Source organism: Micromonospora craniellae, assembly GCF_014764405.1.
GTDB classification, from domain to species: domain Bacteria; phylum Actinomycetota; class Actinomycetes; order Mycobacteriales; family Micromonosporaceae; genus Micromonospora; species Micromonospora craniellae.
Window position 1 is genome coordinate 1187715 of record NZ_CP061725.1, and the last position, 16498, is coordinate 1204212.

Here is a 16498-nt window from a genome sequence, read left to right on the forward strand (position 1 = left end):
TAAGTACTCGCAGCGACCGGTTCGACGACATGGGCCAAGCCTGACGCATCTCACGCGATGAGTCAACTGATCCCACATATTGGTTCACGGATCTCGGCGCGTCCCGTCCGGCACGCCGCCCACACCCGGCCCGACATGCTCGGACGCGCTCTCGACCGCAGGCGGCAGGGGCGACCGGAAGGGGCTCACAGGTGTCCCGTCCACCGGCACCGGGCGGACCGGGCGGGCACCCGGCGACGTCGCCGCCTCCAGCATCGCCTCCAGGTGCTCGGCCGGTACGCCCCAGCCGAACAGCGCTCCCTGACCGAACCGGCAGCCGGCGGCGACCACCGCGGCCATTTCCGTGGGGTTGGTCACGCCCTCGGCGATGACCTCCAACCCGAGCTGGTGGCCCAGCCGCATCACGATGTCGACCATCGGCGCGAAGGCCGGGCCGTCGCGCCCCACCGGCCGGACCGGCTCGTGCTCGGCGACCAGACTGTGGTCGATCTTGAGGATGTCGATCGGGAGCCGACGCAGCTGCCCCAGGGACGAGTAGCCGGCCCCGAAGTCGTCCAGCGCGATCCGCACACCGGTCAGGCGCAGCGCGGTCAGCCGCCGGATCAGCTCGTCCAGGTCGGTGGCGACCGCGTGTTCGGTGACCTCCAGCACCAGTCGCTGCGGCGGGACGTGGTGCGCGCGCAGCGCCTCGGCGACCTGCACCACGTACTCGGCGGCGTGCAGCTCGCGCGGCGAGACGTTGACCGACACCCAGACGTCGTGCCCCTCGGCGAGCCAGCGGGACAACTGGTAGCACGCCTGGTGCAGCACCCACGCGCCGAGCTTGGCTATCATCCCGCACTCCTCGGCGAGCGGGATGAACTCGTCCGGCCGGACGTTGCCCAACTCCGGGTGACGCCAGCGCAGCAGCGCCTCGGCGCCGACCGGGCGCACCGACGGCAACGAGGCCACCGGCTGGAAGACCAACCGCAGCTCGTCGCGCTCGATCGCGCCGCGCAGCTCGTGTTCCAGCGTCGTCCGGCGGCGCAGCAACCGGTCGTACGCCCCGTCGTAGCGCTCGATGCGGTTCTTGCCGCGCTGCTTGGCGTAGCGCAGCGCGGCGTCCGCCTGGCGCAGCAGCAGCTCGACGTCGGGCTCCTCGGCCCAGCCCGCCAAGCCGATGCTGACCGAGAGGAACACCGGCCCCTCGGACTGCTCGTAGGCGCCGCCGAGCACCTTGAGCAGCCGCTCGGCCACCACCCCCGCCTCGGCCGGGCCACCGTGCATGAGCACCGCGAACTCGTCGCCGCCGAGCCGGGCAGCCAGGTCGCCGGGGCGCAGGTTGCCGCGCAGCCGCCGGCCCACCTCGGCCAGCACCGCGTCACCCACGTCGTGACCGCGCATGTCGTTGACGTTCTTGAAGCCGTCCAGGTCCAGACCGAGCAGGACGCACGGCACCCGGGTCTCGGCGGCCCGGTGCAACGCCTGCGAGAGCCCCCGCCGGTTGGCCAGGCCGGTGAGCGCGTCGGTGTGCGCGAGCTGGCGGAAGTGCGCCTCCCGCTCGGCGAGCCGCCGGGCGTAGGCCCGCACGTCGTGCAGGGTGAGGTACTGCCGGGCCACCAGGGCGAACCCCTCGATGCTGCCGGCGACGATGGCCGGACCGTCGAACCGACCGTCCTGCAACAGGTGGTACATCGCCGAGGCGGCCATCGCGACCATCGGCACCACCGCGTACTCGCTGTCGCGGCGGATCACGTCGACGGCGACCTGGTCGGGCGGATCGATCCGGCGTACGGCCAGTGCGGCGGCGAGCAGGCCCAGGGCGAGCACTGCCGCACCGGTGAAGGTCACGCCCGGCCCGCCCTGACAGAGCCCGGCCGCGACGGCCAGCCCGCCACCGGTGGCCACGGTGATCCCGCCGCCCAGCACCGCGAGGTGCTGCCGGGGCGGCGGCGCGCGGAAGACCATGATCGCGGCCAGCCCGGTGCTCAGCGCCGCGCTGGCCGAGGCGAGCAGGATCGCCGGGCAGGCCGTCGGAGTGGCCGCGCCGAACAGCCGGGTCGGCTCGGAGAGCAACACCCACCCCACGAACCACAGCGCGGCGCCGACGATCACCCCGTCCAGGGCCAGCCGGGCGGCCGAACTCGCCGAGCCGGCGACCCCGGGCATCCGGAGCAGGCCGGCGCCGAAGAGCAGGCTGCTCGCCGCCGTGCCGAACGCGACCAGCGTGGCCCAACCGGTGCGTTGCGCCTGCTCGTGTGCCCAGTGCCCGTCGACCCAGAGCGCCTCCGTCACCCCGACCAGCAGGGTCAGCAGGGCGATCACGCCGCCCGCGGCCAGCAACGCGTACGCCGTGCGGTGCGGGGCGGACCGGCGGCGTACCGCCATGGCGAGCAACACACCGGCCGCGACGGCGACCAGTGCGCTCGACACCGCGACACCGATCATGGCCGGGGGTGTGTGCACCCCGTCAACTCTGCCGGATGAGCTAGCGCCGTGGGGGGATCGGGTGTGCATCTGTTGGGACACGGTGCGTGTGCCTGTCCGACACCGGGTTCACGGTGCAAGACTGGTACGCATGCCTGAGCTGCGGTCGAAGACCTCCACGCACGGTCGGACGATGGCCGGTGCCCGGGCCCTGTGGCGGGCCACCGGGATGACCGACGACGATTTCGGCAAGCCGATCGTCGCCATCGCGAACAGTTTCACCCAGTTCGTGCCCGGCCACGTACATCTCAAGGACCTCGGCGGGCTGGTCGCCGACGCGGTGGCCGAGGCCGGCGGGGTGGGTCGGGAGTTCAACACGATCGCGGTCGACGACGGCATCGCCATGGGCCACGGCGGCATGCTCTACTCCCTGCCCAGCCGGGAGTTGATCGCCGACGCGGTGGAGTACATGGTCAACGCGCACTGCGCGGACGTCCTGGTCTGCATCTCCAACTGCGACAAGATCACCCCCGGGATGCTGCTGGCCGCGCTGCGGCTGAACATCCCGACTGTCTTCGTCTCCGGCGGGCCGATGGAGGCCGGCAAGACGGTCGCGATCGAGGGCGTCGTCCACTCCAAGATCGATCTGATCGACGCGATGATCGCCTCCTCGAACGAGGTTGTCACCGACGACCAACTCGACGCCATCGAGCGCTCCGCCTGCCCGACCTGCGGCTCCTGCTCCGGCATGTTCACTGCGAACTCGATGAACTGCCTTACCGAGGCGATCGGGCTGGCGCTACCGGGCAACGGGTCGACGCTGGCCACCCACGCCGCCCGGCGGTCGCTCTTCGTCGAGGCAGGCCGCACCGCCGTGGAGATCGCCAAGCGGTGGTACGACCACGACGACGCCTCGGTGCTGCCGAGGGTGGTCGCCTCCCGGGCCGCATTCGAGAACGCCGTCGCGCTGGACGTGGCGATGGGCGGTTCGACGAACACGATCCTGCACCTGCTGGCCGCCGCCCGCGAGGCCGAGATGGACTTCACCGTGGCCGACATCGACGCGATCTCCCGCCGGGTGCCCTGCCTGGCCAAGGTCGCCCCGAACTCGCCCCAGTACCACATGGAGGACGTGCACCGGGCCGGCGGCATCCCGGCCATCCTGGGCGAACTCGACCGTGCCGGGCTGCTGCACCGCGACGTGCACGCGGTGCACTCCCCCTCGCTTTCGCAGTGGCTGGCCGACTGGGACGTGCGGGGCGGCTCGGCGACCCCGAAGGCGATCGAACTGTTCCACGCCGCACCCGGTGGCGTACGCACCACCGAGCCCTTTTCCACCACCAACCGCTGGTCGAGCCTGGACACCGACGCCGCGGGCGGCTGCATCCACGACCGGGAGCACGCGTACAGCGCCGACGGCGGGCTGGCCATCCTGCACGGCAACCTCGCGCCGGACGGCTGCGTGGTGAAGACCGCAGGCGTGCCCGAGGAGTGCCTGACCTTCCGCGGCCCGGCGAAGGTCTACGAGTCGCAGGACGACGCGGTCACCGCCATCCTGGCCAAGGAGATCGTCGCCGGGGACGTGGTGGTGATCCGCTACGAGGGCCCCAAGGGCGGCCCCGGCATGCAGGAGATGCTCTACCCCACCTCGTTCCTCAAGGGCCGAGGGCTGGGCCGGGCCTGCGCGCTGCTCACCGACGGCCGGTTCTCCGGCGGCACCTCCGGGCTCTCCATCGGGCACGTCTCCCCCGAGGCGGCCTCCGGCGGCCTGATCGCGCTGGTGGCGCCGGGCGACGAGATCGTCATCGACATCCCGAACCGGTCGATCGACCTGAACGTGCCAGCCGACGTGCTGGAGGCCCGCCGGATCGCCCAGGAGAAGCGGGACCGCCCGTACACCCCGGTCGACCGGCAGCGTCCGGTCTCCGCCGCCCTGCGCGCGTACGCCTCGATGGCTACCTCGGCCAGCGACGGCGCCTACCGCCGCGTCCCCGAGTGAGTGCAAGGAAGGGTCCCCTGCTAACGCCTCGCGTATAGCAGGGGACCCTTCCCAACATCCGACGCGGGCGCGCGGAGCCGTCAGGGCTGCACGGACATCTGCCCGATGCGGATCTTGTTGCCGAACGGGTCGCGGATGCCGAAATCGGTCCCGTACGGCCGTTCCATCGGCTCGTCGGTGATGTCGACGCCCTTGGCGACGAGGTCCTCGTACGTCTTGTGGGCGTCATCGGTGGTCATGAAGAGGAAGCCGCCGGCCGCCCCCTTGGTGAGCAGCTCCCGGACCTGCTCGGCGGTGGCCGGGTCGAGGCTCGGCGGGCCGGGCTTCTCCAGCAGGATCTCGCGCTGGCGGTCACCGGGCAGGTTCACCGTGAGCCACCGCATGAAGCCCAGATCCTGGTCGGTGTGCACCTCCAGGCCGAGCTTGCCCACGTAGAAGTCGAGCGCCTCGTCCTGGTCGAGGACGTAGACCTGGGAGCGGCTGATTGCGTTCATCGTCATGCCCGAAACGCTAGTGCAACGCCCTGACCTGCTGCTTATCCAAAACTGCTCGGCCTCTTCCACGCCTTGGTGAAGCAGCCCGGCACCGGCGCGGCTGGCGCCGTCCGCCGCTTGCGGTAGTCGGTGGGCGACTCGCCGACGATCTGTCGGAAGGTACGGCTGAACGTGCCGAGACTGCCGAACCCGACCGCATGGCACACCTCGGTCACGTCCTGCTCGGTGTGCAGGAGGAGGTACATGGCCCGCTCCACCCGACGCCGTTGCAGGTAACGGTGCGGCGTCTCGCCGAAGGTCGCCCGGAACGTGCGGATGAAATGCGCCTCGGAGACGTATGCGATCCTCGCCAACGTCGGGATGTCCAGAGGTTGCGCGTACGCGCGGTCCATCGCGTCCCGGGCGCGCAGCATCGCCCGGTTCGTCTGCTCGACCGCCCTGCTCACGCGTGCTCTATTCCCCGAAACCTGCAAGGAACTCACCCGGCCCGCCGACTGCTGACCAGCGACCGCCCGCCCGGGTCACCGTACCCCGTTCAGGGGATCGGCCTGACCTGAGTGGCACCTCGCCAGCAGCCGGTCCGCGCCACCGGCGAGGTCCAGCTCTGGCCGGACAACTGCACCTGGACCCAGACACAGGTCCGCGTGCTGTTCAACAGGTTGCCGAAGGTGGAGATGCCGGCGTAGTCCATCGCGAAGTCGGCCCGCCGGTCGGCATCGTCGCCGTCGCGCACGGTGAGCTGGATCTGTGCGGGACGAGGCACCTCCGCCGCTGCCGGCACCGGCACGAATCGCGGCCAACTCGCCCCGCAGGCCGGCGAGTAGCGCAGCTCGGCCGTCCCGACCACCCGGTCGTCAAGCAGCACCGCGGTGCTGTCCACGGTGGTCACTGCGGGATCGGCCGCGCAGCCGGTGTCCTTCGGGTCGGTGCCGTCGCGTACCTCCGGAGCGCCGGTCGCCGAGCCTGGCTGTTCGGACCGTGACGCCGGTGACTCCGCGTCCATCGGAGCCGCATCCCGCCCTGCGCCCGCCCGGAATCCCCCGGCGAACCAGGGCAGGGTCGCGAACCCCACGACCATCACGGCAGCCAGGGCCAGGGCGCCCCGGGTACGTCGGCTGCGTCGACGCGGCGTACTGGCGACCGCCTCCGACGGTGTCCTGTCCTCGACGGACGGCACGACTCCGTCGTCGGCGGGTGGAACACCGCCCGGTGTTCCCGTTGCCTCACCGGCGGCTGTCGCCCCGTCGGCGGCCTGAGCCCCTGCGGTCGCCTGCCACCGATCGGTCCACTCGGTCTCGTCGCCCCCGAGCGCACGGACGTAGGCCAGTGTGGTGTCCAGCGTGGGGAGCTTCCGCCCGCCGGCGGCCTCCGACAACGAACTGGCCGACCGGTGTGCCCGGCGTGCCAGCGCCTCGTAGGTGGGTCGTCCGCCTGCGTCCCGCAACCTGCGTAGCTCGGCCGCGAACGCCTGGACAGGACCAGCGGTGGGGTCCAGGGGACGCTCCGCCCGGGCCATCGGCCGCTCCTCGGGATTGATTGACCATCGCCGCGATTCATTGTCCAACGCCACCGAGCGTAGAGACCACAGTCGACAGACGGTAGAGATGGGAAGCCGGATCTCCGGGCCTCGGCAGCCCACCGGACGGAGGAACCATGACGATGCGCCTGTCCCGACGACTGGCGGCCACCGCCGCCGCCAGCGCCCTCACGGCCAGCATGCTGATCGCGACGCCCGCCAGCGCCGCATGCAGTGGGTACGGCTGTGACGGCACCGACCCGGCGGACACCGGTTGTTCCAGCGGCGCCCAGAACGCCACCGCCAACCCGGCGTACATCATGCAGGGCTCCACGACGCTGGCCGTGGTGGAGCTGCGCTGGAGCCCGAGCTGCAAGACCAACTGGGGCCGGATCTCCAACCGGGTGAGCCCGCACAACCGTGTCGAGGTATACGTGTACCGGTCGAACCCGTACGCCACCACCAGCAGCTACGGCGGCACCGGCACCCAGTACTACGGCGACCAGCTCTACGGACAGAACATGACGGTCTGCGCGGTCGGCAAGGTGGTGACCGCCTCGGGGACCACGATCAACAGTTCCCCCCTCTGCGCCTGACCGACTGCCGCCCTGGGCACGTGCGGTCGGTGGGGCCTGAGGAGGTCCACCGACCGCACCACCCTCGGCAGTTCAACGGTCGTTCACGCAGCGGAGTACCGGGCGGCTGGTGAGGGCGGTCGGGTCCAGGGGCGTCGACGACCGCACGACGAAGGTCGTCGACTCGCCGGGCAGCAGCGTCACCAGGGCCTCGTCGACCTCGGCGGACGGGTCGAGCCGGTCGGGGAAGAGGGTCAGATCGCGCAGGATGGTGCGGGCGGTGACGCGTACCCGCTGGGTGCCGTCGGCCTCTTCCACCACGGCGTCGAAGGACGCGGTCGGCCAGTGGACGTCGCGGTCCTCGGCGAAGAACCAGCGTGCCCGGTCGGGGCCGGCATCCGCGACGAGCAGTTCGTCCCGGGCCTCGTCCGGCCGGGTCAGCTCCGCCGGCAGCTCCAGCGTCACCGAGGTATGGGCCGGCACCGCAAGCTCCAGGGTGGTCTTGGCGCGCGGGTCCCCGGCCAGGGTGAGCCGGGTGACCGTGGTCGTCGCGTGCCACGGCCGGCCGCTGTCGTTGACCGCGACCAGGGCCGGGCCGCCGTCGCGGGGCTGGACGGTGAGCAGGCGGTCGGCGTAGGACCGGCGCAACGCGTACCAGAGGGGCTTGCGGCGACCGTCGCCGTCGACGGCGGCCCACGAGGTGACCGGCCAGCAGTCGTTGAGCTGCCAGACGATGGTGCCCATGCAGTAGCCCCGGTGGGAGCGGAAGTGCTCGACGCCGAGTTGGATGGCGCGGGCCTGGTTGAGCTGGGTCAGGTAGTGCCAGTCGTCGAAGTCGCGCGGCACGGGCAGGTGGGCGTCCAGTCCTCGGCGCAGCTTGAGGTCGCCGTCGGTGGCCTTCTGGTGGTGCGCCATGCCGGGCGAGTCGTGGGCCAACGGCTCGTCGGACAGGGCCCGCCGCAGCGTGGCGTACGCGGGTGGGGCCTGGTAGCCGAACTCGGCGACGAACCGGGGCAGGTGCTCGCGGTACTTCGTGTAGTCGTCGGTGTTCCAGACGTCCCAGATGTGCGTGGTGCCGTACGCCGGGTCGTTGGGGTGGACGTCGTCGCGGCCGGAGTAGGGGCTGCCGGGCCAGTACGGGCGGGTCGGGTCCAGCTCGGCGACGATCCGGGGCAGCAGGTCCAGGTAGTAGCCGTGTCCCCAGGTGCGTCCGGCGAGCGGCTGCTGCCAGTCCCAGTCGTGCCAGCCCCAGATGTTCTCGTTGTTGCCGGTCCACAGCACCAGCGACGGGTGCCCGGCCAGCCGGGTCACCTGTTCGGCGGCCTCGGTGACCACCTCGGTGCGCAGCGGCTCCTCCTCCGGGTACGCCGCGCAGGCGAAGAGGAAGTCCTGCTGCACCAGCAGGCCCCGCTCGTCGGCCAGGTCATAGAAGTCGTCCGACTCGTACCGACCGCCGCCCCAGACCCGCAGCAGGTTGACGTTGGCCGCCTCGGCCTGGTCGAAGCGGTGCGCCAGACGGTCCCGGGTGACCCGGGTGGGGAAGACGTCGTCGGGGATCCAGTTCACCCCGCGTACGAAGAGGGGCACGTCGTTGACGTGCAGCGTGAAGGGAGCGCCGTGCGCGTCGGGGGTGGTGTCCAGGCGTACCGAACGGAAACCGATCCGGCGGTGCCAGTCGTCGAGCGCCGCACCGTCCGGCCCGCGCAGCGTCACCGTCAGGTCGTAGCGGGGCTGATCGCCGTGGCCGCGCGGCCACCACAGCTCGGGTCGGTCGACGGTGACGGTCAGCAGTGCCGACCGCTCCCCCGCCGGGATCGTCACCTCGGCGGCCTCGGCCGCCACGCCGGCCACCTCGGCGTGCACGGTGACCGGCACGTCGGTGACGCGGTCGACCTCGACGTGCAGCTCCGCCCGGCCGGTGTGTCCCTCGACAATGACCAGCGGGCGCACCATCGCCAGCCGGGCGGTCGACCAGCCGTGCAGGCCGATCTCCTGCCAGATGCCGGCGGTGACCAGGGTCGGTCCCCAGTCCCAGCCGAAGTTGCACGCCATCTTGCGGATGAACTGGAACGGCTCCGGGTACGCGTTGGGGCGGTCACCGAGCCGGTCGCGCTGCGCCTCGGCGTACCGGTAGGCGGAGTCGAAGTGGACGACGAGGTTGTTGTCCTCGGCCCGCAGCAGCGAGGTGAGGTCGAAGCGGTACGCCCGGTGCATGTTCTCGGTGCGGCCGACCTCGACCCCGTTGAGCGTGATCGTGGCGACCGTGTCCAGCCCCGCGCAGACCAGGTCGAGGCGCTGGTGGTCGCCGTCGGGCCGGTCGAACGTGGTCTCGTACACCCAGTCGGTGCGGCCGATCCAGGCCAGCGCGGTCTCGTTGTCGTCCAGGTACGGGTCGGGGATCAGGTCTGCCGCCAGCAGGTCGGTGTGCACGCAGCCGGGGACGGTGGCCGCCACCACCCGGCCGTCGACCTCCGGTGGCACCTGTGGGCCGGGCACCGACCGCAGGGTCCAGCCGTCGTGCAGCGGTAACCGGACCGACCGGCTCCCCCGTGCGTCGCTCAAGACTTCACCGCGCCTTCCATGATTCCTCGGACGATCCGGCGACCGCCGATGATGAGCACGACCAACAGTGGCACGGTGGCCACGAACGCACCTGCCAGCACCCGTCGATAGATCACGTAGTTGCCGCTGGCCAGATCGGAGATGGCCACCATCGAGGTGGGGTAATCGGTGCCGTTCAGCGTGATCAGCGGCCACTGGAAGTCGTTCCAGGTGGCCACGAAGGTCAGCAGGCCGAGCACCGCCAGCGCCGGGCGGATCGACGGAAGGACGACGCTCCAGTAGATCCGCATGGTGGTGGCGCCGTCGACCCGGGCCGCCTCGACCAACTCGTCGGGCACGGAGTTGACGATGAACTGTCGCATGTAGAACACGCCGAAGGCGGTGACCAGGCCGGGCACGATCACCGCCAGCAGGGTGCCGTTCCAGCCCAGCTTGCCCATCACGATGTAGAGCGCGACGACCCCGAGCTGGTTGGGCACGGTCAGGGTGAGGACCACGAAGAGCATCAGCGGCCGGCTGCCCCGGAACCGCAGCTTGGCGAAGGCGAAACCGGCCAGCGAGCAGAAGAACAGCACCGCCGCGGTCACCGTGGTGGCGACGATGACGCTGTTCACCAGGGACGCGGCGAAGTAGACGTCCTGGAGGGTGAAGACCTCGTTCAGGTTCACCAGGAACTGGTCGCCCGGGATCACCGCCGGCGGCAACTGGGCGGTCGCCTCGTCGGTGCTGGTGGCGATGACGAACATCCAGTACAGCGGGAACGCGGCGAACAGGGTGGTCACCGCCAGGAACAGGTACGTCCCGATGCCGGCCGGGGTGTCCTGCGGCGCCCGGCCCTGGAGCGCGGCCCGCTTGCGTCCGCCGGCCGACGCGGGCGTGGGTCGGGTGCCCGTGGTGCTCGGTGCGCTCATCTGCGACCCCCCGATATGCGGTTGGTCAGCAGGGTGTTCAGGGCCGCGACCACGAGGATGATGAGGAACAGGGCCCAGGACATCGCGGCGGCGTACCCGAGGTTGAGGTCCTTCCAGCCGACCTTGTAGATGAGCTGCGCGACGGTCTGCCACTCACCGCCGGCACCGCCCCGCGCGGTCTGCGCGTTCAGGTCGAACAGCATCGGCTCGGTGAACAGTTGGAGCCCGCCGATGGTGGAGAGCACCACGGTGAAGATGACCACCGGACGGATCATCGGCACGGTGATCCGCCAGAGTTGGCGCCACGGCCCGGCCCCGTCCAGCGCCGACGCCTCGTAGACGTCGCGCGGGATGGACTGCATCGCGGCCAGGTAGAGCAGGGCGTTGTAGCCGATCCACTTCCAGTTGACCATCGTGGCGATGGCGATCCAGGAGTGCAGCTTGTCCGCCCGCCAGTCGATCGGGGTCTCGGTGCCGATGCCGAGCAGGCCCAGTGCCCAGTTGGCCATGCCGAAGTCACGGGAGAAGAACACGTTGAACACCAGCGTGGAAGCGGTGATCGGGGTGATGTAGGGCAGCAGCGCGCCGACCCGCCACCAGGTCTGTGCCCGCAGCCGGCGGTTGAGCATCGACGCGATGATCAGTGCGAGCAGCAGTTGCGGGACGGTGGAGAGCAGGAAGATGCCGGACGTGTTGTAGAGCGCGTTGCCGAAGTCGCCGTCGGTGAGGAGCCGCCGGAAGTTCTCCGTACCGGCCCAGCCGGTCAGCTCCGGGTCGTCCAGCCGCCAGTGGCGCAGCGCCACCACCCCGTTGAAGACCATCGGGAACAGGCCGAAGACGAGGAAGAGCAGGAAGAACGGCGCGATCAGCAGGTAGGGCACGTATCGCACGTCGAAGCGGTGCAACCGGTCCCGCCAGGTCGACGACCGGACCGGGGTGGGTCGGGGGCGGCGGGTGGCCGGGTCGGGTGCGGCGCGCGTGGTGGGCATGGGGACGCTCCAGGTGCCGGGCGACGGGACGGATACCGGACGGAGTGGCGCGGGCGTGCCCGCGCCACTCGCGCGGCGTTACCTGCTGGCCTTCCCGGCTTCCTTGATCGCCTCGGCCCAGGCCGCGTCCGGTGTGAGCGTGCCGTTCTGCACCCGGTTGATGACGTTCTCCACCGCGACCCGGGTAGGCCCGTTCTTCCGGCCGAAGTACTGCGGCGTGAGGCCCTCCGCCATCCTGGGGAAGATCTGGCCGACCGGCGCGGAGCTGAAGAACTCGTTCTGGTATTCGGCAATCGCCGGGTCGCTGTAGAGGGCGGGCTGCGACGGCAGGTTGCCGACCTTCTTGAAGACCTCGATCTGCTGCTCCGGCTGGATCAGCCACTCCACGAACTTGTACGCCTCGTACACGTTGCGGCCCTGCTTGGGGACAGTGAGGAAGGAGCCGCCCCAGTTGCCGCCACCGCCGGGCACCGCGGCGATGTCCCACTTGCCCTTGGTGCCGGGTGCGGTGTTCTGGATGTGCCCGAGCATCCACGCCGGGCAGGGCAGCACGGCGAACGCGCCGCTGGTGAAGCCCTTGTCCCAGTCGGCCTGGAAGCTGGTGAGGTTCGCGGAGAGGCCGGCGTCCGCCGCCTTGACGGCGAAGTCGAAGGCGACCTTGGGGCCGCCCGCCATCTGCAACTGCTCGCTCTCGTCATAGAAGCCGACCGGCTGCTGACCGAGGATCGGGTTGAACAGGTTGGTGGCGTTGTCGACGAACTTCTTGCCGGTCTTGGCGGTGTATCCCTGGCCGACCTCCAGGAACTTCTCCCAGGTGGGCCAGAGCGCGGAGACCTGGTCACGCGCGGTGGGCAGCTCGGCAGCCGCGAAGAGGTCCGTGCGGTAGCACATGGCCAGGCCGCCGACGTCGGTGCCGAGGCCGATCTGGGTGGTGCCGTCGGCGGAGAGCGACTGCTTCCACTTCCACGGCAGGTAGTTGGTCTCGTACCTGCCCGCGTCCTTGTCGAGCAGGTTGACGAACTTGTCGGCCTGGCTGCGGAACTGGACGATGAATCCCTCGTCGATCGCGGCGATGTCGGGGGCGCCGGAGCCGGCGATGAGCTTCTTCTGTAGGTCCTCGTGCTGGGCGTTGTACTCGCCCGAGTTCAGGGCGATCTTGACGTTGGGGTGGTCCGCCTCGTACTTCGTCTTGAGGTCCTGCAGGCCGAAGTCGCCCCAAAAGTTGATCGTCAGGGTGACCTCACCGTCGGAGCCGCCGGTGGTGCTGCGTCCGCTGCACGCGACGACGAGCGAACCGACCGCCAGACCCACGGCTGCGACCCGCAGCCACCTGGGCGTGGACCGTCTCATGACCCCTCCTCCAACCAGGCTGGGAACGCTCCCGAGATTGAGGAACGTCGACTGAACCGGATAAGTGAGGCCACCGTAAGGGCGCACCCAGGCGGTGTCAACGGCGCGTTACGGACTGGTACTTCCGGTAACCATCCCGGCGGCTGAACCGAGCAAGTGACAGCGCCCGAGAGGTGCCGGCGCCACAGCGACCAACCACCCCCGGGACGGCGGCGGACGACCGGTAGCGTTGGTGCACGACGCCCGCGCCCCCGCGCGCGGCGGGCAGGCAGAGCGACCAGGAGGACGTACGCCGGTGAAGCGGCCCACCATCGCGGACGTCGCCCGGCGGGCGGGGGTCTCCAAGGGCGCGGTGTCCTATGCGCTCAACGGGCAGCCGGGGGTCTCCGAGGCGACCCGGCGACGCATCCTCGCCATCGCTGCCGAGATCGGGTTCAGCCCGAGCAGCGCCGCCCGGGCGCTCTCCGGCGCCACCGCCCGGGCGATCGGGCTGATCCTGGCCCGACCGGCGCGGACGCTGGGCATCGAGCCGTTCTTCATGGAGCTGATCAGTGGGGTCGAGGCGGAGCTCTCCGCCCGCTCGTACGCGCTGACCCTCCAGGTGGTGGCCGACCAGGACGCGGAGATCACGGTCTACCGGCGGTGGTGGGGCGAACGGCGCGTCGACGGCGTACTCGTCTGCGACCTGCGCACCGACGACCGGCGGGTACCGGTGCTGGAGGAGTTGCGACTGCCCGCCGTGGTGATCGGCGGGCCGTCGGGCACCGGCCGGCTGACCAGCATCTGGTCCGACGACGCGGCGGCGCTGGTGGAGACCGTGGAGTACCTGTACGCCCTGGGACACCGGCGGATAGCCCGGGTCGGCGGCCTACCCGACCTGCTGCACACGGCGACCCGCACCCGGGCGTTCGGTGAGGTCTGCCAGCGCCTGGGGCTGGCCGAGGCGGTGACGGTCTCCTCCGACTACACCGGCGAGGAGGGCGCGCGGGCCACCCGCCGGTTGCTCAGCTCCCGGATCCGGCCGACCGCGGTGATCTACGACAACGACGTGATGGCCATCGCCGGGCTGTCGGTGGCCCAGGAGATGGGGCTCACCGTCCCCACCGAGCTGTCCATCGTGGCGTGGGACGACTCCCCGCTGTGCCGGCTGGTGCACCCGCCGCTGACCGCGCTGGGCCGGGACATCCCGGCGTACGGCGCGCACGCCGCCCGGCATCTGCTCCACCTGATCGAGGGCGCTCCCGCGGTCGTGATCGAGGACGAGACCGCGCACCTGACCCCGCGCGGCAGCACCGGCCCACCCCCGCCTCGCTCGTGAACCGGTTAAGCCGCATCCATCGTCATCGGGATGTGGACGGGAACTCCTCGAAGTACGCCTCCACCCGCTCCGCGGTCGCCGGGCGGGCCAGTTCGAAGCCCTGGCCGTAACGGCATCCGGCACGCTGTGCCCCGTCGACCTGGTGGGCGGACTCCAGGCCCTCGGCGACCACCTCCAAACCCAACCGGTCGGCGACGGTGACCACCACGTCCAGCAGCGGACCGGCCGGATCTCCGCTCGCGACCACCGACTCCGGACCGACCTTGAGCAGGTCGATGGGGAGCCGCCGCAGTTGGGCCAGGGAGGCGTGCGCGGCCCGGAAGTCGTCCAGGGCGGTCCGGATGCCCATCGACCGCAGACCGGCCAGCCGGGCCACCACGGTGGACAGTTCGGCTCCCACCCGGGGCTCAGCCACCTCCACCACGAGTTGGTCCGGCCCCACCCCGTACGCGTCCAGCACGGCCGCCGTGCGCGGCACGAAGTCCGGCGAGGTCAGTTCCCGGGTGGTGACATTGATCGACATCCAGAGCCGCCGACCGCCGCCGGACCAGTGCGCCAACTGCCGGCAGGCCCGGTCCAGCACCCAGACGCCCAGCTCGCCCACCATGTCGAGGTCCTCGGCCACCGGCAGCAACTCCGCCGGGAACACCGTGCCGAGCACCGGGCTGCGCCAACGCAGCAGCGCCTCGGTGCCGACCGGCGAACGATCGGCCAGGTCGACCACCGGCTGGTACACCAGGTCCAGCTCGCCCCGGGCGACCGCGCCCGGCAGTTCCCGTTCCAGGTCCAGCCGGCGGACCAGTTGTTCCTCCAGGTAGGCGTCGTACCACTCGACGCGTTCCCGGCCGAGTTGGGCGGCGCGCCGCCGGGCGAGATCGGCCTGCCGCAGCACGTCCTCCGGGCGGCCGGGAGCCAGTTCGGCCAGCCCGACGCTGGGTCGCGAGCGCAATACCGCACCGGCCACCTCGTACGGCCGCCGCAACTCGGTGATCAGGCGGCTTCCCAGCGCGTAGGCCAGCATCGGCCCGGCACCGGTGACCACCGCCAGTCCGCTGCCGGCCAGGTCGAACACCTCGTCGTCGGCGGCCACGGCGCGCGCCCGGCGCACCGCCTCGGCCGCCACGTCGTCGCGCAGGGCCACTCCGGACAACTCGGTCAGGTGCAGGTCCACCACCAGCAGGGCGCCGTGGTCCGGCCCCGCCGCCAGCGCCCGCAGCAGACCGGCCCGGCCGTCCGGGCCACGGCCCTCGACGGTCACCGGCTCCGGCCCCGGTGGCGCCGAGGTCGGCCTCGTCGGGTCCGGTGCCGCAGCACCTCGGACCAGTTCCCGCGCCACCAGCGGAGGCACTGCGGCGAGCGCGAGCAGGACCGACGTGTGATCCAGCAGAAGGCCAGCGTGCAGTTGGTGGACGACGGCGAGCACCACCGCCACCGCCGGGACCACCACCAGCGGCCAGACCCGGGCGGCCCGGGCCTCCGGTTCGGGCCCGGACCGCACCACCCGCCGCATCCCGGCGGCGACCAGCAGAACCCCGGCCACCAGCGGTCCGACCGCCAGCAGCGCCACCCGGCCGGCGGCCGGAGCGGCCGGCAGCACCGCCAGCAGCACCAGCGCGAACAGGATGGCCGACGCGCCGGCCCGGCAGCGGCTGCCGCCGCCCGCGCGGTGTGCACCGGTCAGCACGAGCAGTGCGTCGACCGCCAGCATGCTCAGCGCCACCGCCGCGATCAGCCGAACGGACGGTGCGGCGCCCGCGTACGGCAGCAGCAGCCAGGCGACGAGCACCAGCCAGACCCCGGGCGGGGCGGCGTCCAGCACCCGCAGCAGCCGGACCCGCCACGGCGGTCGCGGCGGTCGGGGCAGGCTCGACAGGCCGCCGGCGAACAGGGCGGCGGTGCCGACGAGACCGATCAGCGCCGCTGCCGGCCGATGGCTCACCGAGGCCAGCGGCAACACCGCGGCGGTCAGGCCGGCGGCCACCACGGCGCCGTGCAGCAGGGCGGCGGCGCGACGGGGGCGGGCCGCGCGACGGCGGGCCAGCCGGCCGCCGTCGCCGGACGGCACGTCGGTGCCGGTGGCGAGCCGGGACAGGCGGACTCCCGCCAGCGTGGAGCCGGCCGCACCGGCGAGCGCCACCACCGCCAGGGGCGGGACCGCACCGGCCACACCGGCCACGACCAGCATCGCGACCAGCGCGAGTACGCCGGACTCCGGCAGGAACGGAGAGCGGACGCCGGCACGGAACGGGGCGGCTCGGAACACAGACGCGACGGGCACGACGGTCGCCTTCGTGAGGGGGCACGGGGGCGGTGCGGCGGTGCGCGGGCGGCGGCAGGTGAAATCCGCCGCCCAACATCGATGAACGACCCAGTTCGTC

Annotated in this window: 12 protein-coding genes; 3 read left to right on the top strand and 9 right to left on the bottom strand. The window is 71.5% G+C overall.

All coding sequences use genetic code 11. From position 1 onward, the window contains the following. Positions 1-84: 84 nt before the first annotated feature. A complete protein-coding gene (locus ID554_RS05460; RefSeq protein WP_317985210.1) occupies positions 85-2445 on the bottom strand; it encodes a putative bifunctional diguanylate cyclase/phosphodiesterase in 2361 nt (786 codons plus the stop codon). 112 nt (positions 2446-2557) lie between these two features. Here ID554_RS05460 and ilvD point away from each other — a divergent pair, with 112 nt between their 5' ends. After that, positions 2558-4405 (top strand): dihydroxy-acid dehydratase, encoded by a 1848-nt coding sequence (gene ilvD, locus ID554_RS05465; protein ID WP_117229571.1) that lies wholly within the window; start codon positions 2558-2560, stop codon positions 4403-4405. A gap of 80 nt (positions 4406-4485) precedes the next feature. Here the strand turns inward: ilvD and ID554_RS05470 are convergent, their stop codons facing one another. The 3 genes from ID554_RS05470 to ID554_RS05480 all read right to left on the bottom strand — a co-directional run bounded on the left by ID554_RS05470 (position 4486) and on the right by ID554_RS05480 (position 6415). After that, complete coding sequence (locus tag ID554_RS05470; protein ID WP_117229572.1) at positions 4486-4905, bottom strand: VOC family protein; 420 nt, start codon at positions 4903-4905, stop codon at positions 4486-4488. A gap of 35 nt (positions 4906-4940) precedes the next feature. Beyond that, complete coding sequence (locus tag ID554_RS05475; protein ID WP_117229573.1) at positions 4941-5345, bottom strand: helix-turn-helix domain-containing protein; 405 nt, start codon at positions 5343-5345, stop codon at positions 4941-4943. Positions 5346-5434: 89 nt separating this feature from the next. Further along, positions 5435-6415, bottom strand: a complete 981-nt coding sequence (locus tag ID554_RS05480) for a helix-turn-helix domain-containing protein (RefSeq protein ID WP_117229574.1) — start codon at positions 6413-6415, stop codon at positions 5435-5437. Between the two features lie 137 nt (positions 6416-6552). Here ID554_RS05480 and ID554_RS05485 point away from each other — a divergent pair, with 137 nt between their 5' ends. Next, positions 6553-7011, top strand: a complete 459-nt coding sequence (locus tag ID554_RS05485) for a DUF2690 domain-containing protein (protein ID WP_117229575.1) — start codon at positions 6553-6555, stop codon at positions 7009-7011. 72 nt (positions 7012-7083) lie between these two features. On the opposite strand, the gene ID554_RS05490 is transcribed toward ID554_RS05485, so the two are convergent. From ID554_RS05490 to ID554_RS05505, 4 genes are all read right to left on the bottom strand, one after another. Beyond that, a complete protein-coding gene (locus tag ID554_RS05490; protein WP_117229576.1) occupies positions 7084-9552 on the bottom strand; it encodes a glycoside hydrolase family 2 protein in 2469 nt (822 codons plus the stop codon). Beyond that, a complete protein-coding gene (locus ID554_RS05495) occupies positions 9549-10463 on the bottom strand; it encodes a carbohydrate ABC transporter permease (protein WP_117229577.1) in 915 nt (304 codons plus the stop codon). The genes ID554_RS05490 and ID554_RS05495 overlap by 4 nt, the downstream gene beginning before the upstream one ends. Then, complete coding sequence (locus tag ID554_RS05500) at positions 10460-11452, bottom strand: carbohydrate ABC transporter permease (protein WP_117229578.1); 993 nt, start codon at positions 11450-11452, stop codon at positions 10460-10462. The genes ID554_RS05495 and ID554_RS05500 overlap by 4 nt, the downstream gene beginning before the upstream one ends. A gap of 78 nt (positions 11453-11530) precedes the next feature. After that, on the bottom strand, positions 11531-12802 hold the full coding sequence (locus tag ID554_RS05505) for an ABC transporter substrate-binding protein (protein WP_117229579.1): 1272 nt from the start codon (positions 12800-12802) through the stop codon (positions 11531-11533). Between the two features lie 295 nt (positions 12803-13097). Here ID554_RS05505 and ID554_RS05510 point away from each other — a divergent pair, with 295 nt between their 5' ends. After that, a complete protein-coding gene (locus ID554_RS05510) occupies positions 13098-14120 on the top strand; it encodes a LacI family DNA-binding transcriptional regulator (RefSeq protein ID WP_117229580.1) in 1023 nt (340 codons plus the stop codon). A 22-nt stretch (positions 14121-14142) separates the two neighbouring features. Here the strand turns inward: ID554_RS05510 and ID554_RS05515 are convergent, their stop codons facing one another. Beyond that, the gene (locus ID554_RS05515; RefSeq protein WP_117229581.1) at positions 14143-16398 is read right to left on the bottom strand and encodes a GGDEF domain-containing phosphodiesterase; all 2256 of its coding nucleotides are present in this window, start codon (positions 16396-16398) and stop codon (positions 14143-14145) included. Positions 16399-16498 lie beyond the last annotated feature (100 nt).